The following is a 23621-nucleotide window of genomic DNA, read 5'->3' on the forward strand; positions in this document are numbered from 1 at the left end:
AATCTGGAAATCGATCGGGTATTTAAATTGTGTTCCCTGTATACACAGGGATAAACCGTTGGTACTCTATAACTAGCATCTGACGCATAAGTGTTCCCTGTATACACAGGGATAAACCGAAAATAGTAATTTGCATAGGCGTGGGAATGGAGTGTTCCCTGTATACACAGGGATAAACCGTTTGGATTGGGTCCGAATGTTTCTATAGCAGAGTGTTCCCTGTATACACAGGGATAAACCGGAAACTCCTATCGCGTGATAACACTAGATGAAGTGTTCCCTGTATACACAGGGATAAACCGCGTTACAAGAAGCACTTAATAAAACGGCTGATGTGTTCCCTGTATACACAGGGATAAACCTTGGCTAAAAGAAAATCTAAGCGAGGCTCAGGCGATGTTCCCTATATACACGTAAGGATAAACCGAATAGAATTAAACGCCGAAATTCTTAGATGTGCGTGTTCCCTATGCACATAGGGATAAACCGAAATACCAACTAAATATGCAGCTGAATACCCTGTGTTCCCTATACACATAGGGATAAACCAGTAGCAATCCTCTTTCAAATTCAATATGAGCAGTGACCGGAAGGGTTACTAAATAAACGTTGATTTAATAGCATGAATTTCATACCATTATCAAAAATCAAGGAGATAGTATGAAAAAAATTGTATTGTTTGGGATAATTGGTTTTATGTTGGTAGGGTGTTCATCGTCACCGGTATCTAATGATGAAGCGGTAAACGTTCCTCAAAAGCGAATATACAACCAAAACATTTTTGAAAAAAAAGAAGATTCAGGAACAGTTATTATAAAAAGAGATAAAGGCTTTGTAAGTAGCGCATGTTCCGATTCTCTTTATGTTGATGGTGTTAAAATTGCTGATTTAAACCCATCTGAAAAAATCACAATTTATCCTCGGATTGGGAAGAGAGTTTTTAGCATGATAGCTAATAACATTTGTGGTGGTGGTCTGGTTGAGGTTGAAGGGGATGTTGAGAAAAACCAAGTTTTAACATATAGGATTGCTCATTCTTTAAATGGTGGATATGGTATTTATAGAACAGCGTTTTAAATGGACTAATCAACCATAGGAAAATGGTATAAAAAGTTATTCAAAAGGAGAAAGTAAATAAAACCCTTTAAGAGGGTTTTATTTAAAAATCTAGTAGCTCAGGCTTAATTTGTAGCGCCTCATCAATTTTAATTCGCGTTGATTTCCTTAACTTTTGGATTTTTTAATATTGAGAATACGCCGATTGGCTGATGCCAATCCTATTCGCAACATCAACTTGGGATAAATTCAAATACTTACGCCATGCTTGAGCTGGTGAATAGTTATTATCAAAAACCATGTTTACCACCTCACTTGGTACGCCTGCTTCAGTGTCAATCTGCTTGGATTTTGATAACTCTAAATATTGAGTATACGGCATAACCACAAATTGAGGTTGCCCGTGTTCATTATTAATAAATTGTATATTAGTACGTGCGTTCATCGAGCTTTTTCTCCTCTTCAACAGAAACAATAAGGATAACACCATCAAAATTAAAACAACTCGATAATTTCCTACTCGCAATCTGTATTGATATTTATGATTAGTCAGCGCCTTTACATTAGCACAATTAGGCATATCAGCTAATGCTTCAGCTCTTGTCCCTGTAAAAAGAGAGTTACCTGTTGCTTTAGGGATACTTAGTCTATCTAACAAATGTCTATCAGAAATTTCAAGATGTTCATATCCATTAATAATCTGATTATTTCCAGTATTATTTAAATCTAATTTTTTTAATTCAACCTCTACCGCTTCAATTTTATAATGTACCTTGGTTCTGACTTCAGTGCCGGTTATTTTGATGCGGGCGTATTTTAATAAGCGTAGTGAACGGGTTAAAGGTTCGGCTAAGCCGCCTACTAACAATCCTTCTAAACTGTTTTTTAATCGTCCTTCTGCAAAACTATCGTCTGGTTTGGCTTGTAAATATTCGGTTATTGGGTTAGCCAGTTCGGGAAATTCTTGTACTAAGTTTGACAGGCGTTCTTCATGAGGACTAAATACCGTAAAATCTGTGACACTGCCTGCTATCATCCCTCTTGCCCTCGAGCCAATTTTTTTGCAAAGGTCGGATAAACTTGCTGGTTTTAAACATAGGAATAAATCCGACAAGAAATTGACTCACGGCATGAGTTAAAGCCTGTAAGGTGGTCTCTGATAGTAAAACGTTTTAATAAATTTATTTTATAAATGCGATTATGATTTCATTCTTGTTTTATTTATCAATAATATAATTATTAATCTTCGGCAAAATAAATATCAAAAGAACATTCTAAATCTAAATCTGATAGTGCTTTCATTTGTTCTGGCCATAATACTGGACCACTATGTCCAAATTTAGAAAACCAAACACATTTTAGAGTTAATTTAATATCTTTAATTTCTTGTATTTTTTTCAAATTGGTAGCAAAAGGAGAGATTTTACTTACAATCCAATCAATATGTTCTCTAAGATCTTTTGAATTTACAATTCCTTCCGAAGATAAAAACCAACCTGAATTTTTAACTTCTCTAGTCCGTCCCAAACTATTGGTAATTTTATCTCCAGCTAATGTTATATAAGTCGGTTCAACTTCTAATAATTTAGTAATTTCATTAGGATTTATTGCACCAGTGTATATCATTAATCTAACAAAACATTCACTACATGTTTCATAGTCTGAACATATAGGTGTAATTCTATTCTTTATAAAATTCATGGTAAATAATCTCCAATATTGCCTATAATCTCACCATTCTTCCCAACATAATCACCATTATCTAAAATTCTGCCATGAAAATTATTAGGTAATTTTCCTGCATCAGCCTTCAGTGCTTCAAGAGCTCGCCCCCATTCTCGAGAAGTTAAATTTGTTACGAAATATTCATTTAATTTATTAGCAGTGTTTTTCTCTAACTTATTTCCTCCAGTTTGCAATCCCTTAGGAACTCTACCTGAAGCACCAACACTAGGCGGAACTGGTAGTGGTAATCCTTCTGCATCAATTCAATTTCCATTTAACAATTGGTATAGAACAATTAAAAATTCCCATTTATCTTCTTATTTTCATATTGTTGGATATATACATCTATAGGGTATGTTGTTCCCAACTCATATATTTTTCCACTATCTTTATCTATTATAAATGGACAATTACCGATTAATTGTGTTGAAAAATCACCAGTTTCTAAAAACTCTCTGGATTGGAAACAAAAAAGCCATCCTTCAGAAAATCTGTCAATTACAGTGATTTCTACAGGAATATCGTATTCAGCTAAATAATTTTTAGCTTTATTTAACGCTTCAATAAAAGTAATCATCAATTAGTCCTTAAAAATTTGAAAGATTTGAATTTGCTCATATCCGCAGCTTTACCTGTTTGACCATCTAAGAAACGTATTTTCCCATTTTGATTTACAACATTAAAAACATGCCCTGGTTGCCCTGGTCCATAGGAACCGAATACAATACCCCTTGCACCAGTTCCAGCATTTGACATTTGCTCAATAATATTATTAGGACCACTGACATTTTGAAATTTTGTCCCATATTGTTTTTCTAATACGGATATTGAGACTCCATTTTTTGAATTAATTGGTAAAGCGGATGCGGGATTAACACCCAATGTTGCATCAGTTGCTATAGCACAATTAACACAATTATGAGTTCTACCTTCAGTAGGGTAACCAGGATTTACATCACGTATAGAACCTGCCGTATCATTAAGAATAGAACTCGTCTCCACCTTTTCAGCAACATTATTCCAATTAACCTCATCTAATTCAACCTCTACCGCTTCAATTTTATGATGTACTTTCGCTCTGACTTCAGTGCCAGTTATTTTGATGCGGGCGTATTTTAATAAGCGTAGTGAACGGGTTAAGTATCCGGATAAAAAAACGACTAACTTTTATTTAATTTAAATTAAGTTGGAATGAGATATTTATTTAATCCTCTAATATTTATGCAAAGCCGAAATTACTGATTATTAAGGTTGGAAAGCTGTACTAGAATGTTTTAAAAAAACTTCTCACAGTATCCGAGAAGTTTTATAAATTTACGTCCAGATCTCTTGACCTTCTGGTGTAATCCAAACAATACCACAGTCCAATTTCACATAGAACCACATACCAATATCATCTAGATCATCGTCTTCATCATCTGAGGGGTAAGGCGGCCAAATATCTTTAATCGACTGGATTTGTTCTTCACTGCTACAAGTCAGAAAAACACCATGACTAGCTAATCTGATGTACCCATCATTCATTAATTTATTTAATATTTTAAAAAAGATATTCTTTCTGATTTCATAAGGTTCACCCATATCATTCATGTAATTTGCTATATGTTGCCACATTGTGCCCATTGAATAACCAAAAGAACTTTCTAATATTGAATGATAAATTTTTTCAAAATTCATTGGAATTTCATCTCCACACGATTTCCTTTGTTAATATTTGGATTTTTGATATCTATAGTCCACTTAGCATTAGTTTGCTCCACTGAATCAGAGAAATTTCTTAATGTTATATTGCTACCAGCATTGGGACCTTCAGTAACCTGTGGAGTTAGAAAATAATATCTTCACAATTTGATTAATTTAACCTTAATCATCTTCTATTTTAGGAATACATGGAGACAAAAACTGATCGTTTTCTTTTTTTATTTTCCCTCTAGCTAAGACATATACTTCAAATTCATTAAATTTATCCGAAGATTCATCGTTTTTAACATACAATAAACCATATGAGCCTTGAGAAATTTTTGCTACATATTGATATAACTCAAAAATTTCTGCTACATCCTGAGAATAATGATTAGTATTCCCACTAAACAAAAGCTGACAACAACCATTAACTTTATGAATTTTAATAAATCCTGTACTATTTTCAAATTCATGTTCTGATATGAATAAAGTAAGTTTATTTAGAATTGAATTCATCTCATTTTCATTGTTTTCGTATGTAGAATTTCTTAATGATATCCACCCATAATATTCGATCATTTTATTACCTTATTTTTTAGTTAAGAGGTTTAGTATCTATAATGACTTTTACATCATAACGATTACTATATTCATATAATTTATTTATTACTGATTTTGCTGGTTCACCCTCAAAATGATAGTATACAGAACGGTTAGTTTCTTTAGCTGCTTCAAATGTTGCTTTCATTTGAGATCTTACACTTTGATTTAATTGCTTTAGGGGTGGTTTTGTTTGAGCTATATATAAATCACTAATCACATCAAACTCTCTTGTATCATTAGCAAATCTTACCCTTGACACTCCATTTAATCTTATCGCTAAAGCATCAGCTGCTGCATCTGGCTTGTTTACTTTTATCAAGTCACCAGAGTATCGGCTCAATTCTTTTAGATCTTTTATTTCATTTAAAACATTATTCCAATTAACCTCATCTAATTCAACCTCTACCGCTTCAATTTTATGGTGTACCTTCGTTCTGACTTCAGTGCCAGTTATTTTGATGCGGGCGTATTTTAATAAGCGTAGTGAACGGGTTAAGGGTTCGGCTAAGCCGCCTACTAACAATCCTTCTAAACTGTTTTTTAATCGTCCTTCTGCAAAACTATCGTCTGGTTTGGCTTGTAAATATTCGGTTATTGGGTTAGCCAGTTCGGGAAATTCTTGTACTAAGTTTGACAGGCGTTCTTCATGAGGACTAAATACCGTAAAATCTGTGACACTGCCTGCTATCATCCCTTTTAGCCACGAGCCTACATTTTTCAAGGGCTTTATAAATTTGGTTGCCCTTACCGCCGGTATAAACCCGACAATAAATTGACTGACACCATGTGTTATCCCGCCTGAGATAGTCTGTGGTGGTGATACTTCAGGCATTTGTATAGGATTGGGTGCCTGACCAATCGGTTTATCACTGATAATTTCTGCATGCACTCGAGCAAAAAATAGCGGAGATACCGGATTAATTAAGGTGCTATCCCATAATAAATCGAGTGTACTTTGCCCTGCATCTCGTAAACCACCCAATATCTGTAAGGGGACATCTTGATACCAGGCTCGGTGCTGTGTTTGGCGGTCAAAGATGACATCCACTAATTTTATATCCGGCTCAAGATTGACGTAAGCATGTCCACGACTATCAAGTTGTCCCTGATAAATCATTCGTTGATTACTGCTATTAAATAACGTAAAAGATTGATTCGGTAAGTTTTCGACACTGAATTCTATCCAGTTATCCTCATCAAAGAAAAACAACTCCCGTTCCCGTATTTCTGCGGGGGTTAATTTACGTGGCGCTTTGTTGCTCGGTAGTCTTAAAAAATTAGTTTGAGGCGGTAATAATCCACAATCAAGTGTGAGCGGTTTTTCAATTAACAACGCCCGACCGGTTGTCAGGGCTTCTGTTAAGGCTTGCGTGACTTTGGCATTATCATGACCATAGTGATTATTGCCATAGTATAACCCCAAGTTTTCCAGTGTAGGGTAAAGCTGTTGACATTGTTCAGGATGTTGAACGCAATGAGCAATAGCTTCATCTTGTGCTGCGCTGTAATCGTAACGAACGGTGTTATAACCGGATGCTTGTAACTGTGTTTTGGGAAACTCATAAAACCCATACTGAGCTAACAGACTTTCGGGGGCTTTCTTTTGTAGTGCCAGCCACTCTTTTTGAGTAATCAATTTATAACATTTCATACAGCTTGTTGTTCTCTATCCCTTATATACCAAATCCGTAATGCATAAGCTTAAACCGACGATTTGAAGCTAACATTTTGCATTTTATGGTTTTATTTTGTATTTTTATATAAAACCATTTTTTTAGGATAGATTATTTTTTAACAGGCGACAAGCTTTTTTTTCTTTTTTAGAAACAAATACGCAATTTATTGGAAATTATCACCTGTTATTTTTTTAATCTTAACAAACAAATTATAATTATAAATCATTATTCAAATATTGTTGCACAAGCAATAGCCGATCAAAGTTAGAATAATGAGTTTATTTCTGGCTCTTTGAGTCTAGGTATAGTTTCTTTATGTTCGGTTTAATCATCAATTGTTGAATTTTAAACGATTGAAAATAAAGCGCCCGTGTATTTAGTTGCTAAACAACAAAACCTTTATCCATAAATTTATTGAACATACTTTTAAACACTAACTGATTATTTATCGCTGAAATCTGCTAAGTGAGTTAATGGGATAGCTTATTTGTTAAGTAAAAATAAGGCGAGGGCACAAAAGGAAGTTGATACATGGCAATTAGTCATGACCAATTAACGAAACAAGAAAAGTCATGTTGTAGGCAAAAATAGGTTGGTGCGCAAGAAAGTTGTAAAAAGATGAAATGCCTAAAATAGCATTTGAAAAGTAACTAAATATATGATAAATAATAAATTCTATTTAAGAAGGCTAACAAAGCAGATCGCCTAAAAAAACAACAAAAAAGTTGGTAGAATTTTACACTTTGCTATTTTAATTAATAAACAATAGGTTATAATTAGGGTGTTCCCTGTATACACAGGGATAAACCGCGACGGGCATTTCTTGGGCAACAAACTCATGACGTGTTCCCTGTATACACAGGGATAAACCGCCCAACTTATCCAGCAGAGCATGAATTTACAAGTGTTCCCTGTATACACAGGGATAAACCGCACCTTGACGGCTGGCATTATTGCATAGATAGGTGTTCCCTGTATACACAGGGATAAACCGCTTTATCAGGCGATAATTAAACGTGGTGCTCGGTGTTCCCTGTATACACAGGGATAAACCGAAACCCGTTAGCGTGACGGTATACACATCGCTGTGTTCCCTGTATACACAGGGATAAACCGATATTTGCCTATAGTTAGCGTTTTTCGTTTACGTGTTCCCTGTATACACAGGGATAAACCGAAACCCGTTAGCGTGACGGTATACACATCGCTGTGTTCCCTGTATACACAGGGATAAACCGTGGGGATCAACTATGAAACACGACTTGAATTGGTGTTCCCTGTATACACAGGGATAAACCGGCATGGGATGATAAAAATGGTTGTTGGAAAGAGTGTTCCCTGTATACACAGGGATAAACCGGTAGGGCGATAGCGCGTAATCGACTCATCAGTGTGTTCCCTGTATACACAGGGATAAACCGCGGGACGGCGATATATTTAAAATTTATTCGAAGTGTTCCCTGTATACACAGGGATAAACCGCGGTTTAATCATCATTAACGGCTTGTTGGTAGGTGTTCCCTGTATACACAGGGATAAACCGAAAATGTGGCAAAACGAATCAACATTGTTAGAGTGTTCCCTGTATACACAGGGATAAACCGCTATTGAACTAGACCGCCTCAATGCGCAGCGTGTGTTCCCTGTATACACAGGGATAAACCGTATCAACCAGATCATAACCAAATTCATAATTTGGTGTTCCCTGTATACACAGGGATAAACCGCGGGCGTATAGAGTGGGGTGAAGAGTTAAACAGTGTTCCCTGTATACACAGGGATAAACCGCTAGGTCTTTACTGTTAAATGACGAGGCAATGGTGTTCCCTGTATACACAGGGATAAACCGGGGATGCATATGAAAAAATATGAAAATCGATAGTGTTCCCTGTATACACAGGGATAAACCGATCCCAACACCAGAGAATATCGCGGATTTTGGGTGTTCCCTGTATACACAGGGATAAACCGTCATTAAAGGCAACATCGTATGCAATTCAATGGTGTTCCCTGTATACACAGGGATAAACCGCTCCGGACGAATCGACGGCGTGGTCTCACTAGCGTGTTCCCTGTATACACAGGGATAAACCGGTCAAAAAGATGATAACGCCGAATATTCGTGAGTGTTCCCTGTATACACAGGGATAAACCGGTCAAAAAGATGATAACGCCGAATATTCGTGAGTGTTCCCTGTATACACAGGGATAAACCGTCGCAGTCTGACCGAAGTGAAAAACGCAGTCCGTGTTCCCTGTATACACAGGGATAAACTGTTCGCATGCGAACAAAAATGGATAATAGGTAAGGTTTCCTTTATTCTTAATAGCGCCAAGCAGGCATTTTGTAAAATCCCTGCTTGGTGAGCGTTGATAGAGCCATACCGTTTTTAAAAAGTCTAAAAACTCATTTTTAACAACGGTGTTTCTGCAACTTGATATTTAGAATCCTTATTTTTTAAGTTTAAGCAATCTTAATGCATTGGCTGTGACAATCGCTGTTGTTCCTGAATCTGCTAATACAGCAAGCCAAAGCCCTGTAATACCAAATAGGCTGGTAATTAAAAATATCAACTTAATGCCTAAAGCAATCGTAATATTCTGTTTGATATTTCGGTTAGCAAAGCGCGTTAAACGTATCAATTTTGGTAAACTCAATAAACTATTTTTGGTTAAAGCCGCATCGGCTGTTTCGAGTGCGACATCTGTTCCGCTACCCATTGCGATACCTACCGTGGCGGCTTTCATTGCAGGGGAGTCATTAATACCATCGCCAACCATGGCAATAGCGGTTGTGGTGCTTATTTTTTCAATTTCATTTAATTTATCGGCTGGTAAAAGTTCAGCTCGGTAATCAATATTTAGTTGTTGGGCGATTGCTTTTGCTGCTCGTTCATTATCGCCTGTTAACATCAAGGTTTTTAAGCCTAATTGATGAAGTTGATTGAGTGCACTGACCGCATCTTGGCGAAGTACATCTTGCAAAGCAATGATACCCAGTAATTTTTGATGAGAAACCACAACGACAACCGTTTTTCCTTCAGTTTCAAGCTGTTGTATAAGCTGTGTATCTTCCTGTGTTAATTGGGTTGAAAGGGTATCGAGTCTATTTGGGGCTACAACGTAAAAAGTCTCTTGATTGATATCTCCTTGAATACCGACCCCAGCAATCGCTTTACGATTATTGGCTTCAGTAAAAACAATCTTATTTTGTTTAGCATAATCAAGGATAGCTTTGGCTAACGGATGATGTGATCCACTTTCCACCGCAGCAACAACAGTTAACAAGTGTTCGGTTGTGATATCACGATTGATAACATCGGTAACTTTAGGTTTGCCTTCGGTCAAGGTTCCGGTTTTATCAAAAGCCATCATTTTGATTGAACCTATATGTTCTAGGGCTGCCCCGCCTTTGATTAAAACACCATATTTAGCCGCACTCGATAACGCAGAAGTAATAACAGCCGGTGTTGAAATAACTAACGCACATGGACAACCTATTAATAGTAACGTTAATCCACGATAAATCCATGTGTACCAATCAGTCTGAATGAGTAGAGGCGGAATAACCATTACTAATAGCGATAATAGGGCAATAGCAGGGGTATAATAGCGACTAAATCGATCAATAAATCGCTCTATCGGTGCTTTGCGTTCTTCAGCTTCTTCAATAAGTTGTAAAATACGGTCAACTGCGTTCTGTCCTGTTTCTGAGACAACTTTTAATTGAATGGTGTTATCTACCACTAGTGAGCCAGCTAAAATTTTATCACCATATAAATAATTGACTGGAATCGATTCCCCTGTTAATGCGCTTTCATCAATACTGGCTTGTTCACTGATTAAGATCACATCTGCCGGTAATCGACCGCCTGATGATATTTCGATAATATCGTCAGATTTTAGACTATGACTTGCCACCGTTTTTCGATTTCCATCAACAACAATCACAGTTTCTTCTGGCATTAATTCAACCAGTGAGGAAATGCCTTTTCTGGCTTTATTACTGGCAATTCCTTCAAGCATTTCGCCAATCATAAACAAAAAAATCACCATGGTGGCTTCTTCTGCGGCACCGATAAATAGTGCACCAATTGCCGAAATACTCATTAGCGTTTCAATAGCAAAGGGAGTGCCACTACGGGTTAAGGTGATGGCTTCTTTGGCTATTGGAATGATGCCAATAATAGCCGTAACAATGAAGGCATACTTACCAATATCATGATTGATTAACAGGATGATATAACTGATTACAATTAAGATACCTAGCGTCACTAAAGGCAGTAGCGCTTTTTTATCCCAACTGTGTGAATGCTCATGATGATGTGGCGAAGATTCAAAAATAGGGGTATAACCTAATTCAACCACTTTATCTTCAATGAGTTGGATAATTTCTTTATTTTTGTTGGGCACAAATACTATGAGTTTTTCAGTTGAAAACGTCATTTTTATTTGATTGATATTGGGTAACGTTTTGATTCCATTTTCAATTTTTTGAGCGCAATGCGCACAATCCATGCCTTGAATTTTCCATGTTAATTTGACGGTTGGTCTTTGCTGGTCAGGTTCATCGGGTGGAGGATCAAGATCATTAGTTTGCGTTTCAATATGATCATGATTATTACGACCTCGATTGGATTGTTGCTTATTGTCGGTTTTATGGGCATGTATCGAATTATGTGCATGATTATGTGTGATGTTTTGGCAGCTATCATGGCAGTGATGATCAGCGTGCTGATGAGTGGATTTGTTATTATATAACATAACGTTACCTCGGCTAGTTGATGATTTTTATTGTACGCTTGTCTCAATAAAAATAAATCTTTTTTTAATGATATTTGTCAAGGTTTGGTTTGTCTTAATTAAGAAGAATTGAAAATAAGTTATGCAGGGATTAAACCCCAATGCTTAACATGTTTTTTGTTATGCTTATTTTCAGTATATAATTATTTCATTCTATATACAGGAAATCACTATGCCGAGTACTTCATCTTTTCGACAATTAAAAGGGGTAATTTTTACTGCTTTTCTTGTTACTACTTTCATTATCGGGATCGCAGGCGCTTTACAATCTCCGACATTAAGTCGTTTTTTAACTGATGAAGTCAATGTTGATCCCATTCTTGTCGGTCTTTTTTATTCAGTTAACGCGATTGCCAGTATTGTGGGGAGTTTCTTATTGGCGAAATATTCGGATAAAAAAGGGGACAGACGACTCATTGTCATATTCTGTTGTTTAATGGGCGTTTTCAATAGTCTGGTTTTTGCCTTTTCTCGCCACTATGTCTTTTTGATTACGTTGGGCGTGTTATTTGCAGCGTTATCCTCAGCTGCTATGCCACAAATTTTTGCGCTAGCACGTGAATATGCGGTTAAAACGGGTCGTAATGTTGTGGCATTTAACTCACTTATTCGAGCTCAACTTTCATTGGCTTGGGTTATTGGCCCACCTTTGTCATTTGCGTTAGCGATCGAATATGGTTTTACTACCATGTATTTAAGCGCAATGGGGATGTTTTTGGTTGCGATGATCTTTGTCGCCATTTTTTTGCCTTCAGTCGAAAAAAATCCGGCTACACAGCAAACTCAAGCCATGAATCAGCAGGAGATAAATCAACCACTATTTCAAAATAAAAATGTGGTTTTTTTATTTTTATCAACCGTCTTTATGTGGACGGCAAATATGATGTACATCATCGATATGCCATTATATGTAAAATCGAGTTTACATCTGTCGGATTCCTTGCCGGGTCAGTTAATGGGGCTTGCTGCAGGAATCGAAATTCCGGTTATGCTTATTGCCGGTTTTTTAGTGCCTTATTTAGGAAAACGTAATTTATTTTTTATTGCAATTGGCTGTGGTGTCCTGTTTTATATTGGCATCATCCTGTTCAAAAATGAAGTAGCACTATTTTCATTGCAAATTTTTAATGCCCTTTTCATCGGTATTGTGGCAAATATTGGAATTATCTATTTCCAAGATCTTCTTCCAACCCGAATGGGTGTCGCTTCGACACTTTTTAATAATGGTATAACGTGTAGCGTGATTATCGCCGGTATGATTCAAGGTTTTGTCTCGAAAGCGTTTGGACATGAAGCAATATATTGGATCGCTTTAATTATGGTGGCGGTTTCTTTTCTGTTTTGTGCTTTAGTTAACGAGGCTAAATCAAACCATTAAACCCTTTTGTACGTCTTTCAAAATAAGGAAAGACGTACCCATCATTTGTTAGCTAAAATTCAAAACATTTTGCAATGTTTTAAGGCTAGGATAATGTGTTCTTTCATAACTCATGGGCGTGATGGAAATGTAGCCACTGTTTGCTATATCCAGTTCTTTGTCTTCATTGCAAGCGGTTTGATTTCGTTTAGCTCTAAACCAAAAATAGTCATGTCCTTCTGGGTCTTTAGTCGGGGTGAGTATCAGTTCGCTTACATCCGGTTCCCCTTGTTTGGTAAGTTTATAACCTTTTACTTGATCAGCATTACAATCTGGAAAATTGACATTAAAACAGATGTTTTTAGGCATTGATAACGCATGCAATTTTCGAATGATGTTTTCAGCATGGTGGATGGCACAATGCCAATTTGTCGGTTGATTGTCTTCACTGCTCACTTGGCTTAATGCCATTGCCGGTACGCCAAGGGTCATCGCCATCATAGCCGCCCCCACGGTACCCGATAAAATCGTTTCAAAGCCAACATTAGACCCATTATTAATACCTGATAAGACTAAATCAGGTAATTGGTCTGTCATTAGATGTTTCAATGCAAATAACATGCAATCTGCTGGCGTACCATAAACGGCGTATTCGCTATGAGAACGTTTAGAGACTCTGAATGGGGCTTTTAAGCTGACGGAACAAGAAACACCACTTTGATCTATAATTGGCGCCACTACCCAAACTTCATGAGCCAGTTTTTCCGCCACATTTTTTAATATTTTGATACCTTGGGCATCGATGCCATCATCATTCACTAATAAAATACGATTCACTAATTTGACATCCATTTTGTTTCCTTATATTGTTCGTTACTCAGTAAACGTGTCACATTGTTCAATTGAACCACTATCAAACCCTTTTTTAAACCAAGCGTAACGTTGTTTCGACGTGCCATGAGTAAAACTATCAGGTACCACATAGCCATCACGTTGTCGTTGTAGGCGATCATCACCAATGGCTTCGGTTGTGTTCAATGCTTGCTCGATATCACCAACTTCAAGTAAGTTCTGTTTTTGAACTGCATTTCCCCATAATCCAGCATAGCAATCGGCTTGCAATTCCAATTTTACTGATAATTGATTATCACTAACATCGGAATATTGTTTAAATTGTTTTAGTTGGTTAAATGTGCCGAGTAGATTTTGCACATGGTGACCAATTTCATGTGCGATCACATAACCTTGTGCAAAATCACCGCCACCGCCTAGTCGTTGTTTCATCTCTTGATAGAAAGAAGTGTCCAGATAAACCGTTTTATCAACACTGCAATAAAACGGCCCCATAAAGGTTTGACCGGTACCGCAAGATGTTTGTGTTGAACCGGTATAAAGCACTAATTTGGGTGGGATGTAGGTTTTGCCAAGACGTTTAAAATCCTGGCTCCAATAATCTTCGGTGCTGGCTAATATGACCGACGTAAATTTTGCAGCTTGCGGATCATCAACCGCATACTCAGCGCTGTTTTGTGGAGTGCTATTAAGATCAATAACATCAGAATTGAGTAATCCCGTTAAATCAACGCCATAATAGCCGGCGATTAACACAACAATGAATAGAACAACTCTACCTTTACCACCAATCGGAATTCGCGTTCCTAGTTCACTTCCTGATTGTGAGCGGCGATCTTCAATATTATCACTCTCTCTTTGGTCTCTCCAGCGCATAGGAATTACCTCATCAGTTTTAGTAAAGTTATTTTAAAGGATTATTTCATGGGATACTAGGTAAAGTTAAATTGGTAACAGCATCAACGATTTAAAATAGGGTAAATAGCTATTTTCAACACTATTTAACTAAAATCGTGTCGAGTAAATTAACGTAAAGGCTTCAACTATCAGACTGGTTGCAATTTTACAACCTGATCTTATATTGCTATAATTAAAGCCTATTTTTTGTCAAATTAAACGATATTATCAAGATTAACTAATTGATAGTAATAACGATAAATCGTTTTAATTCTTTTTTCTGTTCCTTATAAGTCTTCTAAATTTAAGTAATCAATAAACCATTTGTTGTCATAAAAGCACTATAGCAAGTCTTTATCAAAATTGTATTCAACTTATTCCATAATTTGCATGAAAATAGGCGGTTTTTTATGAAGAAGGCAAAAAAGTCAATTACAAAACCTTTGAATATTAATGATATTACCATTATTGATGATAGTAAGCTTAAAAAAGCCATTACGGCTGCTGCACTCGGTAATGCGATGGAGTGGTTTGATTTTGGTGTATATGGTTTTTTAGCCTACATATTAGGGCAGGTGTTCTTTTCAAATGCATCGCCCAGTGTGCAAGTTGTCGCTGCGTTAGCCACATTTTCAGTCCCTTTTTTAGTGCGTCCATTAGGCGGTGTGGTGTTTGGTTTATTAGGTGACAAATTAGGACGGCAAAAGGTGCTGTCTATGACAATTGTGATTATGTCGTTAAGTACCTTTTGTATTGGCTTAATTCCTTCTTATGCAACCATTGGGATTACCGCACCAATCTTATTGTTACTGGCAAAATTAGCACAAGGATTTTCAATAGGTGGTGAATATTCTGGAGCGGCAACCTTTGTGGCTGAATATTCGCCTGATCGTAAACGAGGATTTATGGGGAGTTGGCTGGATTTTGGGTCAATTGCAGGCTTTTTAATTGGTGCTGGGTTAGTTGTCATTTTATCTACTTTATTAGGCGATGCTAAATTTCGAGATTGGGGGTGGCGTATCCCGTTCTTTTTTGCGTTACCTTTAGGGGTAATTGGTTTGTATTTGCGTCATGCGCTCGAGGAAACTCCCACTTTTCAGCAACAATCTGAGTCTAATGAACAACGGTCTGAAAAACCATCAAAAATTACCTTAAAACAGATTTTAACCCAATATTGGAAAAGTTTTATGGTGTGCGTTGGCTTAGTGATCGTAACCAATGTTACCTATTACATGTTGCTGACTTATATGCCAAGTTATCTATCGCATGATTTAAATTATCATTCTGATCATGGTGTATTACTGATTATTGCGATAATGATTGGTATGTTATTTGTTCAACCCATGATTGGCTTAATTAGCGATAAAATTGGACGCAAACCCTTTATTATTGGCGGTAGTGTGGGGTTACTCATTCTTGCTTATCCTGCCTTTAGGTTGATTAATAGTGATAATATTGGTTTAATCTTTTTGGGATTACTGATACTTGCTGTACTACTTAATTGCTTTACAGGGGTAATGGCATCTATTTTACCTGCGATTTTTCCTACCAATATTCGGTTTAGTGCGTTAGCTATCGCTTTTAATATCTCGGTATTAATAGCTGGAGCGACCCCAACAGTGGCAGCTTGGCTTGTCGAAGAAACCAATAACTTATATATGCCTGCATACTATTTAATGGTAGTGTCAATTGTTGGGTTAGTCACTGGTTTAAAAATGCGAGAAACCGCAAATCAACCGCTCAGAGGCGCCGCACCAGCCGCTTCAAATCGTAGCGAAGCAAAAGAGATTTTAACCGATCACTTTGATTCAATTGAGCAAAAAGTTGAAGATATTGATGAACAAATCGAGAATCTGCAAGAACAGCGTCAAGATTTAGTCGATCAACATCCTAAACTAGATTAACGACGATAAACATAGGGACGTCGAACAGACTTTTTGAATAAGTGATTTTGCTGATATTGAACATGCTCAAATCAAGAGGGGATGAGATAATCTTCTCTTGATGCGCTCATCTCCCCAAAAATTGAAAATAGCAGTGTGACGGTTTACAAGTGTTTATTGACACATGTCCATTGCCAAGTATTGTAAGTGTTTATTCGCTTTGTGTTTGGTCGATACATGCCGATTGTGCTCGTTCAATTCTCTTATTGGATGTTGATCAAAAAGGAATTGTCAGGGTTGGATATCAATCCCAAAACAGTTAACAGAATTTAACTAAAAAAATATAAGGTTAGGTGAAATTCCCTTTAAATTTATATATATTTTTTAAATAAATAATAAGCCATACCGCCTAATAGTATGGTGATTGCATAGAGCTTCCATAGACTTTGCCAGATGATTGAGAAACCGACATTTTTTAAATAAATCTGTTTAGTCAATTCGATAAAGTGACGCACTGGATTAATTTCGCTGAAATACTGTAAACAGAGTGGCATGTTTTCTATTGGCGCAATAAAGCCAGATAGTAAAATTGCTGGTACCATAAAGGTAATTATGCCGATAAAGGCTTGTTGTTGAGTTGAGCAAAGCGCTGAGATAAATAAGCCGAATCCTACTAAAGAGAGCCCGTAACTCATCATACATAGATAGTACCAAATCAGCGATCCTTGAAACGGGATTTGATATATAAAAATACTGGCAATAAGTACTATTGTTCCTTGTAATGTTGCCACAATGATTGCCGGTATTGCTTTACCAACAAAAATTTGCCATGTCATTAAAGGTGAAATACGTAGTTGATCAAGTGTGCCTTGTTCACGTTCTCGCGCTACTGATAACGAAGTTACGATCATAACGCCAATGGTGGTAATGAGTGCAACCAGCGAAGGTAAAATAAAATGCTTATAGTCTAAATTACTGTTATAACGGTGACGAACGATTAATCCGCCCTTATCTTGATTCATATTTTGTTGCTGATACTGCATAATAATTTGTTGAATATAGTTAGCGGCAATTTGGGCGCTATTCGATTTACGACCGTCTAAAATTATTTGGATTTGTGGCGATTGTCCATTCAGTAACTTGCGAGAGAAGTCAGCAGGAAATTGTACAACCACCAAGGCTTTTTGATGATTAATCGTGTCAGTAATGGCTTGCTGTGAATCTAATATCAATACGTTTGAAAAACTGCTGGCATGGGCTAGTCGATCGATTAACTCAGTCGTCGGTTCATCAATCGTGGGGCGATAAACGGCAATGGTCGCATTATTAACATTCAAGGTTGCAGCAAAGGGAAAGATAAAAATTTGTAGCAATACTGGCATGATTAAAATAATGCGTGTCTGTTTGTCTTGCCAAAGTAGGGCTAACTCTTTTTTAATTAGCGTTAAAGTTCGGTAAAAGGTGATAGTATTGAAGAAGTTTAGCATAGTATTATTCCTTTACCTTAATCTAATTGCATCCGAGTTTTTTTGAAAATCACCACAAATAACAGCAATAAACACATCAGTAAAAAGCTTGCATTAATCAACATCACTGAAAAAATATCGCCCGCTAAAAATAGGGTTTGTAGAATATTGACGTAGTAACGTGCAGGAATGATATAGGTAACCAGTTGAATGATAGCGGGCATACTATTGATTTCAAATACAAAACCTGACAGCATTACCGCAGGTAAATAGGCCGCGTTTAGCGCTATCATTGCGGCATTAAATTGATTCCGCGTAAGGGTGGATATCAATAAGCCAAGTTGCAAAATCACCAATAAAAATAGACTGCTGAGTAGTAACAATAGCGTAAATGAGCCACGAAAAGGCACTTGCATAATGCCGACAGTGACAATAAAACAGATAATTAAGGCTATTAAACCGATTAAGTAATAGGGAATCAATTTAGATAATAAAAATTCCAACTTGGTCATCGGGGTAGAGAGCAATGCTTCCATCGTGCCACGTTCCCATTCCCGAGCAACGACTAGCGACGTCAATATCGAGCCAATTATCGTCATAATGATGGTTATCGCACCGGGTAATATAAAATTTTTGCTGATTGCTGCGGAGTTAAACCAAACGTGTGAAGTCATGTCAATCATTGGTTGACGACTTATTAATTGCTGTTGACTGCGCTGCTGTAACCAGATTTGCCAAACGCTGGTTAAATAACCTTGTACAAAATTAGCGGTATTCGGTTCACTTCCGTCGGTAATTAACTGAATAGCTGCCTGCTGATTTTGCACTTGTTGAGCAAAATTAACCGGAATGATAAGCATCCCTCGAATTTCACCCGCATTTAATTTAGCCGATAACGCTGAACGATTATCCAAATATATGGGTTCAATATAGGGGGAGCCATTTAACACTTGGACAAAATCATGGGCAGGTTGACTTTTTTGCTCAACTAATACCCCAACACGGATTTTATTGGAATCTAAACTAATGCCATAGCCAAATAAAAAGAGTAATATCAATGGCATAATGATTGACATGATCCAACTGCTCGGGTCACGGATAATCTGCTTCATCTCTTTTTTACACAGTGTTAATGTTCGAGAGAGTGAAAATATCATGTTGTTGCCCCTGAGTTAGCGTCGTTTACTAATTTAATGAAAGTTTGCTCCATGGTGGCGTTGCTTGCGACCGATTGCTTAAGTTGGTTAGGCGACCCCAAAGCAATCAATTTACCACCATTAATTAAAGCAATACGATCACAATATTCGGCTTCGTCCATAAAGTGAGTGGTGACCATGACCGTAACTCCTTTTTCGACTAAACTGTTGATATGGACCCAGAACTCACGACGAGTGATAGGATCGACGCCAGATGTCGGTTCATCAAGAAACACTATATCGGGTTTATGCATTAACGCACAGGCTAAAGCTAATCGTTGTTTGAATCCTAAGGGGAGTGATTCCGGTGTTTTGTCTAAAATCGGCTCAAAATTAAATGCGGTTATCATCTCATTCATGCGCTGTGTTTGTTCACGGCCTTTTAAGCCGTAAATGCCAGAAAAGAAGCTTAAATTTTGGCGCACGGTTAATCTGTCATATAAAGAAAAACGTTGTGCCATATAGCCAATGCGTTCACGTACTTTGGTTGCACTAGTTTTGAGATCAAATCCCAAAACTAGTGCTTGTCCCTCACTAATCGGTAATAAACCGCACATCATTTTAAATGTTGTCGATTTACCTGCGCCATTGGGCCCTAATAAACCGAATATTTCACCACGCTTTATTGAAAAATTGACATGATCCGTTGCAATAAAATCACCAAAAGTTCGGGTAAGATTTTTCGCTTCTATGACAATATCGTTTGGCAAACCAGCAACTTGCGGCATAATTTTAGTTAATATTGATTCTTTTTGGGTTATTCCGCCTAATCGATCAATAAACGCATCTTCAAACCGTCCTAAGGTAGGCTGATAGGTGATGTCAGATGTGCCAAGGTTCGCTATGACTTGTTCAATGGACTGATTCGGCTTGAGTATTAAGCGAATACGATCACCTTCAATCACGCCGTCACTGACTTGTGGAAGCTTTAAGGCGATTTGTAATAACCGACGATGTGAAATTGGCGAAGCGAGCAGATAAACCCGATCTTTGACACGTTCAGTCAAACATGAGGGTTGTCCTTGAAAGAGTAATTCACCTTGATTCATCAGTAAAATTGTTTCACATTGCTCGGCTTCATCAAGATAAGAGGTGCTCCAGATAATTAACATCCCTTCTTTGGCTAATTGATGCACCATTTGCCAAAGTTCTTGGCGTGAAATGGGATCGACCCCAACGTCTGGCTCATCAAGTAATAATATTTGTGGATCGCCAAGCAAAGTACACGCTAATCCTAATTTTTGCTTCATTCCCCCCGATAACTTGCCTGCCAACCGTTGGGTAAATTTAGTTAAATCGGTGAATTTTAGGAGTTTGGCAAAAATTTGTTGACGTTCTTCTTTTTGGATATGTCGCAGATCGGCAAATAAATTCAGGTTTTCAATAACCGTCAAATCCTCGTAAAGACCAAACTTTTGAGGCATATAACCTAAAATTGCGCGTAATTGATCCCGATCTCCAGTCGGATTATATTGCGCAACATTTATTTGACCTGAACTTGGCGAAAGTAAGCCTGCTAACATTCTCAATAAAGTTGTTTTGCCTGCACCGTCAGGGCCAACCAGACCTGTGACACCTTGTGCAAAAATCGTTGTCGATAAAGGTTTTAGTGCGACAGTGATTTGCTGATTTTTTTGCTTAAACACTTTGGTCACATCAGTGAGTTTGATTTGCTGGCGATTTTGTATAGACATGGTTTATCATTCTGCAAATTTAATCGTTACCGGCATGCCTTGGCGTAACATATTATCCGCTTGACCGTCACCAGTTTGACGTATTTGAATGCGTAAGCGGTAAACTAAATCGGTACGTAACACAGGCGTTTCGACGGTTTTAGGTGTAAATTCGGCCGTTGGCGATACAAAACCAATCTGTCCAATGTAAAGTTTATCTGGCTGTGAATCGGTATAAACATAGACAGTTCTACCCGGAATGGCTTGATGCAAATTGACTTCGTCAATATAAGCCCGCACCCAAACTGGTCTATCTATTGAGATAGCATAAATTGGCGATCCTGAAGTTAACATTGTGCCTGATTCTACTGCCCGAGTTAAAATGGTGCCATCGGTTGGTGCATAAAGTTCCGTATCCGATAAATTAAGTTCCGCTTGGTCTAACTCGGCTTGAGCCGCCTGCACGGTGGCTTGTGCCGCTTCAATTTCTTCTTTTCGGTAACCATTAGTGAGTTGATCAAGTTTTTGTTTTGCTGTTTGTAAATTAGCGTTAGCTTGATTGCGTAAGGTTAAACTGTTTTCGAGTTGATCTTTAGAAATGGATGATGATTTCATCAATTTGACCATGCGCTGATAGTTATTCTCAGCATAATCATAACTCGCTTGGTACTGTAAAACTTGTGCTGCTGCTTGGGCAACCTCTTCTTTACGATATCCTGTCAGCATTAAATCAAGTTGCGCCTGTTTTACCATTAAATTCGCTTTCGCTTTATTTAAAGCAATTTGATAAGGTTTTGCATCCAGTTTAGCCAAGAGATCGCCTTGTTTAATTGAATCACCTTCTTCGTGATTTAATTGAATTAAACGTCCTGATACACGAAAGCTACTGTTTACCGTTCGGATATCGACATTACCATATAAAATTAGTGATGAAGGACTTTTATACATAAACCAGAACGCCCAACTTACAGCAATAATTATTAATATTAATAGGGAGATAAGTCCTTTTTTTGTCATGGATATTTTCATTTAGTTGACTCGGCAAGATGCTTTAAAAGTTTAGATAAAATTGTGCGTAACTGTTGACGTTCTTCTTGGGTAATAACTTGCCAAGCTTGAACTACTTTCTTTTCCATGGGCGGTATTTCATGTTGAAAAAAGTTGATGCCTTTATTAGTTAAAATTAAGCAATGTGAGCGACGATCATGAGGATCAGCTTGACGTGTGACTAAGTCATTTCCCACCAGTGTATCAACAAAACGGGTAACTTGTACGCGAGTAAAATTGGTTAATTCACTGATATGCGACGGTTTTACGCCTTCAGGGTGAAAGGCGTTAATCACTAATAAAACCGCAAATAATTTATCATCTAATTCATAATGTCGGTAAGTTTGATTCAAATTTTCTAGTAGTGCTTCGGTACTAAATTGCAATAAGCGACTTAAAAAAATCTCGTCATAGTTTGATGAAAGTCCACGAGATTTAAATTGTTCAATCAGTTTTTCAACAGTTGCTATTGGGATTGCCATAATATTACCTTGTAAATATAATTTCATTTGAAACTATATCAAATGAAATTACTTTTCACAATCATTAATTTTATTAATTCGATTTGTTGTTATCCGTCATCGGTAATAATTTACTGTGATATTGTCGACGGTATTCGGTAGGGGTGCGTTCAGTTTTTTTTCTGAAGATTCGACAAAAATAGTGACTATCTTTAAATCCTGAAGCTAAGGCAATATCTTTTATAGTTAAGTCGTAGTCTTTAAGGCGTGTTTTTGCATATTCCAGACGAACGTTATTAAGGTATTCATTAAATCCTATTTTGCCTTCTCGCTGGAATAGGTGAGATAGATAATTTGGCGAAATATAAAACATTTTAGCGAGAAAATCTCGGGTGATATCGTCACGAAAATGGCTATCAATGTATTGCTGAATTGCCTCAAATAAGCTAGCTGTTTTTGTCGAGGTTTTGACATCAACACTCAATAAGTCGAAAGTATGACTTAATAAGCTTTGAATAAGATGATAAGCGGTAGGATCACGCTCGCAAGGCTGATGCTGCCAAGTTAATTCAGCCAGCGCTTGAATAATAAACGCCCCAATACGTGCTCCTCGTCTGGGTACATTAATTTGATCATAAGACGTCAGTGCTTTACCGTCCCACTGGTTGATAGTCATGCTAATTTGTTGTTTATCATACAGGATGCTTAATGTGGTGAAAGGGGTTGTATAAGCGGGCTTGTTCCAACTTTGTGCTGTGATATATAAAACATCGCTAGGAAATAGAGTTTTTTCAATGATGTTTCCCTGATAATCTGCCCATTGTATGGATTGTTTCCCATCTATCATGATTTCTATTCTGGGTTGACTGACTTGATCAGCAAGTAGTGGTGCTGATTGAGCATCATTAGCAAAATAAATCTGATTAGTTAGTTGATGATTAAGGCATTTTGCTAACACTTCATTGATCGTTCTCACCATATTGCTATCTTCATAAAAATCATATCGTAGATAAATCTAGTTATGTATCGTAACCATGATTATATACTGCCAAATATATATTTAAAATATCAAGAAAATCGTTAATTTTATTATGAATTTATTCTTAAAGTGTTTTTGATGTGATCTCACTCACATTTTTTTATCAAGCGTACAAATGTCCAGTAAAACGCATGATTGTCATCTAGGCTAACGGTTTGAGATTATCTAGTATGGTACCAATACAGTGATTAATGATTTGAACAT

The 23621-nt window shown here is 37.2% G+C and carries 20 protein-coding genes and 2 CRISPR repeat arrays (1 of these 22 running past the window's edge); of the genes, 3 read left to right on the forward strand and 17 right to left on the reverse strand.

The window, feature by feature from the left end; translation table 11 throughout:
- Positions 1-364: direct repeats of the CRISPR family, unit length 29 nt; unit sequence GTGTTCCCTGTATACACAGGGATAAACCG; it begins 948 nt to the left of the window's first position.
- Between the two features lie 296 nt (positions 365-660).
- Positions 661-1077 (forward strand): hypothetical protein, encoded by a 417-nt coding sequence (locus A9G10_RS01290; protein ID WP_065557897.1) that lies wholly within the window; start codon positions 661-663, stop codon positions 1075-1077.
- 163 nt (positions 1078-1240) lie between these two features.
- On the opposite strand, the gene A9G10_RS12875 is transcribed toward A9G10_RS01290, so the two are convergent.
- The 9 genes from A9G10_RS12875 to A9G10_RS01335 all read right to left on the reverse strand — a co-directional run bounded on the left by A9G10_RS12875 (position 1241) and on the right by A9G10_RS01335 (position 11507).
- Entirely contained in the window at positions 1241-2092 is an 852-nt protein-coding gene (locus A9G10_RS12875) for a helix-turn-helix domain-containing protein (RefSeq protein WP_218837304.1), read from the reverse strand.
- A gap of 203 nt (positions 2093-2295) precedes the next feature.
- On the reverse strand, positions 2296-2757 hold the full coding sequence (locus A9G10_RS01300) for a DUF4279 domain-containing protein (RefSeq protein ID WP_218837305.1): 462 nt from the start codon (positions 2755-2757) through the stop codon (positions 2296-2298).
- On the reverse strand, positions 2754-2975 hold the full coding sequence (locus A9G10_RS01305; RefSeq protein ID WP_065557898.1) for a hypothetical protein: 222 nt from the start codon (positions 2973-2975) through the stop codon (positions 2754-2756). The genes A9G10_RS01300 and A9G10_RS01305 overlap by 4 nt, the downstream gene beginning before the upstream one ends.
- A 101-nt stretch (positions 2976-3076) precedes the next feature.
- A complete protein-coding gene (locus tag A9G10_RS01310) occupies positions 3077-3358 on the reverse strand; it encodes a YrhB domain-containing protein (protein ID WP_065557899.1) in 282 nt (93 codons plus the stop codon).
- Positions 3358-3783, reverse strand: coding sequence for a toxin glutamine deamidase domain-containing protein (locus tag A9G10_RS01315; RefSeq protein WP_065557900.1), 426 nt, complete (start codon positions 3781-3783; stop codon positions 3358-3360). The genes A9G10_RS01310 and A9G10_RS01315 overlap by 1 nt, the downstream gene beginning before the upstream one ends.
- A 312-nt stretch (positions 3784-4095) precedes the next feature.
- Positions 4096-4395 carry a DUF596 domain-containing protein gene (locus tag A9G10_RS01320; protein ID WP_218837306.1) on the reverse strand — a complete coding sequence of 100 codons (300 nt, stop codon included), beginning with the start codon at positions 4393-4395 and terminating at the stop codon, positions 4096-4098.
- Positions 4396-4644: 249 nt separating this feature from the next.
- Positions 4645-5043 carry an Imm7 family immunity protein gene (locus A9G10_RS01325; RefSeq protein WP_065557902.1) on the reverse strand — a complete coding sequence of 133 codons (399 nt, stop codon included), beginning with the start codon at positions 5041-5043 and terminating at the stop codon, positions 4645-4647.
- Positions 5044-5059: 16 nt separating this feature from the next.
- On the reverse strand, positions 5060-6718 hold the full coding sequence (locus A9G10_RS01330) for a restriction endonuclease fold toxin (RefSeq protein ID WP_065557903.1): 1659 nt from the start codon (positions 6716-6718) through the stop codon (positions 5060-5062).
- 806 nt (positions 6719-7524) lie between these two features.
- Positions 7525-9020: direct repeats of the CRISPR family, unit length 29 nt; unit sequence GTGTTCCCTGTATACACAGGGATAAACCG.
- 174 nt (positions 9021-9194) lie between these two features.
- Positions 9195-11507 (reverse strand): zinc/cadmium/mercury/lead-transporting ATPase, encoded by a 2313-nt coding sequence (locus A9G10_RS01335; RefSeq protein ID WP_065557904.1) that lies wholly within the window; start codon positions 11505-11507, stop codon positions 9195-9197.
- 211 nt (positions 11508-11718) lie between these two features.
- On the opposite strand from A9G10_RS01335, the gene A9G10_RS01340 reads away from it, so the two are divergent.
- Positions 11719-12924, forward strand: coding sequence for an MFS transporter (locus tag A9G10_RS01340; protein WP_065557905.1), 1206 nt, complete (start codon positions 11719-11721; stop codon positions 12922-12924).
- A 48-nt stretch (positions 12925-12972) separates the two neighbouring features.
- Here the strand turns inward: A9G10_RS01340 and surE are convergent, their stop codons facing one another.
- Positions 12973-13755: a 5'/3'-nucleotidase SurE gene (gene surE, locus A9G10_RS01345; RefSeq protein ID WP_065557906.1), complete on the reverse strand. Its 783-nt coding sequence runs from the start codon at positions 13753-13755 to the stop codon at positions 12973-12975.
- 21 nt (positions 13756-13776) lie between these two features.
- Positions 13777-14631, reverse strand: a complete 855-nt coding sequence (gene ypfJ / locus A9G10_RS01350; RefSeq protein ID WP_065557907.1) for a KPN_02809 family neutral zinc metallopeptidase — start codon at positions 14629-14631, stop codon at positions 13777-13779.
- Positions 14632-15062: 431 nt separating this feature from the next.
- Between ypfJ and proP the strand changes: the two genes are divergently transcribed.
- On the forward strand, positions 15063-16556 hold the full coding sequence (gene proP / locus A9G10_RS01355; RefSeq protein ID WP_065557908.1) for a glycine betaine/L-proline transporter ProP: 1494 nt from the start codon (positions 15063-15065) through the stop codon (positions 16554-16556).
- Positions 16557-16906: 350 nt separating this feature from the next.
- Here proP and A9G10_RS01360 read toward each other — a convergent pair whose 3' ends face one another.
- From A9G10_RS01360 to A9G10_RS01385, 6 genes are all read right to left on the reverse strand, one after another.
- Positions 16907-18022 carry an ABC transporter permease gene (locus A9G10_RS01360; protein WP_065557909.1) on the reverse strand — a complete coding sequence of 372 codons (1116 nt, stop codon included), beginning with the start codon at positions 18020-18022 and terminating at the stop codon, positions 16907-16909.
- 17 nt (positions 18023-18039) lie between these two features.
- Positions 18040-19158, reverse strand: coding sequence for an ABC transporter permease (locus A9G10_RS01365; protein ID WP_065557910.1), 1119 nt, complete (start codon positions 19156-19158; stop codon positions 18040-18042).
- Positions 19155-20891 carry an ATP-binding cassette domain-containing protein gene (locus A9G10_RS01370; protein WP_081298958.1) on the reverse strand — a complete coding sequence of 579 codons (1737 nt, stop codon included), beginning with the start codon at positions 20889-20891 and terminating at the stop codon, positions 19155-19157. The genes A9G10_RS01365 and A9G10_RS01370 overlap by 4 nt, the downstream gene beginning before the upstream one ends.
- 6 nt (positions 20892-20897) lie before the next feature.
- Positions 20898-21887, reverse strand: a complete 990-nt coding sequence (gene hlyD, locus A9G10_RS01375; protein WP_065557911.1) for a secretion protein HlyD — start codon at positions 21885-21887, stop codon at positions 20898-20900.
- Between the two features lie 8 nt (positions 21888-21895).
- Positions 21896-22399 (reverse strand): MarR family winged helix-turn-helix transcriptional regulator, encoded by a 504-nt coding sequence (locus A9G10_RS01380; protein ID WP_065557912.1) that lies wholly within the window; start codon positions 22397-22399, stop codon positions 21896-21898.
- Positions 22400-22472: 73 nt separating this feature from the next.
- A complete protein-coding gene (locus A9G10_RS01385) occupies positions 22473-23357 on the reverse strand; it encodes a helix-turn-helix domain-containing protein (protein WP_065557913.1) in 885 nt (294 codons plus the stop codon).
- Between the last annotated feature and the right edge of the window lie 264 nt (positions 23358-23621).

Source organism: Gilliamella sp. wkB308 (assembly GCF_001690185.1).
Lineage (GTDB): Bacteria > Pseudomonadota > Gammaproteobacteria > Enterobacterales > Orbaceae > Gilliamella > Gilliamella apicola_I.

Coding starts and splice junctions, on each gene's coding strand:
- A9G10_RS01310 (WP_065557899.1), bottom strand. CDS start 3,358: ATGATTACTTTTATTGAAGCGTTAAATAAAGCTAAAAATTATTTAGCT.
- hlyD (WP_065557911.1), bottom strand. CDS start 21,887: ATGACAAAAAAAGGACTTATCTCCCTATTAATATTAATAATTATTGCT.
- A9G10_RS01340 (WP_065557905.1), top strand. CDS start 11,719: ATGCCGAGTACTTCATCTTTTCGACAATTAAAAGGGGTAATTTTTACT.
- A9G10_RS01290 (WP_065557897.1), top strand. CDS start 661: ATGAAAAAAATTGTATTGTTTGGGATAATTGGTTTTATGTTGGTAGGG.
- A9G10_RS12875 (WP_218837304.1), bottom strand. CDS start 2,092: ATGATAGCAGGCAGTGTCACAGATTTTACGGTATTTAGTCCTCATGAA.
- surE (WP_065557906.1), bottom strand. CDS start 13,755: ATGGATGTCAAATTAGTGAATCGTATTTTATTAGTGAATGATGATGGC.
- proP (WP_065557908.1), top strand. CDS start 15,063: ATGAAGAAGGCAAAAAAGTCAATTACAAAACCTTTGAATATTAATGAT.
- ypfJ (WP_065557907.1), bottom strand. CDS start 14,631: ATGCGCTGGAGAGACCAAAGAGAGAGTGATAATATTGAAGATCGCCGC.
- A9G10_RS01300 (WP_218837305.1), bottom strand. CDS start 2,757: ATGAATTTTATAAAGAATAGAATTACACCTATATGTTCAGACTATGAA.
- A9G10_RS01325 (WP_065557902.1), bottom strand. CDS start 5,043: ATGATCGAATATTATGGGTGGATATCATTAAGAAATTCTACATACGAA.
- A9G10_RS01365 (WP_065557910.1), bottom strand. CDS start 19,158: ATGATATTTTCACTCTCTCGAACATTAACACTGTGTAAAAAAGAGATG.
- A9G10_RS01380 (WP_065557912.1), bottom strand. CDS start 22,399: ATGGCAATCCCAATAGCAACTGTTGAAAAACTGATTGAACAATTTAAA.
- A9G10_RS01360 (WP_065557909.1), bottom strand. CDS start 18,022: ATGCTAAACTTCTTCAATACTATCACCTTTTACCGAACTTTAACGCTA.
- A9G10_RS01335 (WP_065557904.1), bottom strand. CDS start 11,507: ATGTTATATAATAACAAATCCACTCATCAGCACGCTGATCATCACTGC.
- A9G10_RS01330 (WP_065557903.1), bottom strand. CDS start 6,718: ATGAAATGTTATAAATTGATTACTCAAAAAGAGTGGCTGGCACTACAA.
- A9G10_RS01370 (WP_081298958.1), bottom strand. CDS start 20,891: ATGTCTATACAAAATCGCCAGCAAATCAAACTCACTGATGTGACCAAA.
- A9G10_RS01320 (WP_218837306.1), bottom strand. CDS start 4,395: ATGTGGCAACATATAGCAAATTACATGAATGATATGGGTGAACCTTAT.
- A9G10_RS01385 (WP_065557913.1), bottom strand. CDS start 23,357: ATGGTGAGAACGATCAATGAAGTGTTAGCAAAATGCCTTAATCATCAA.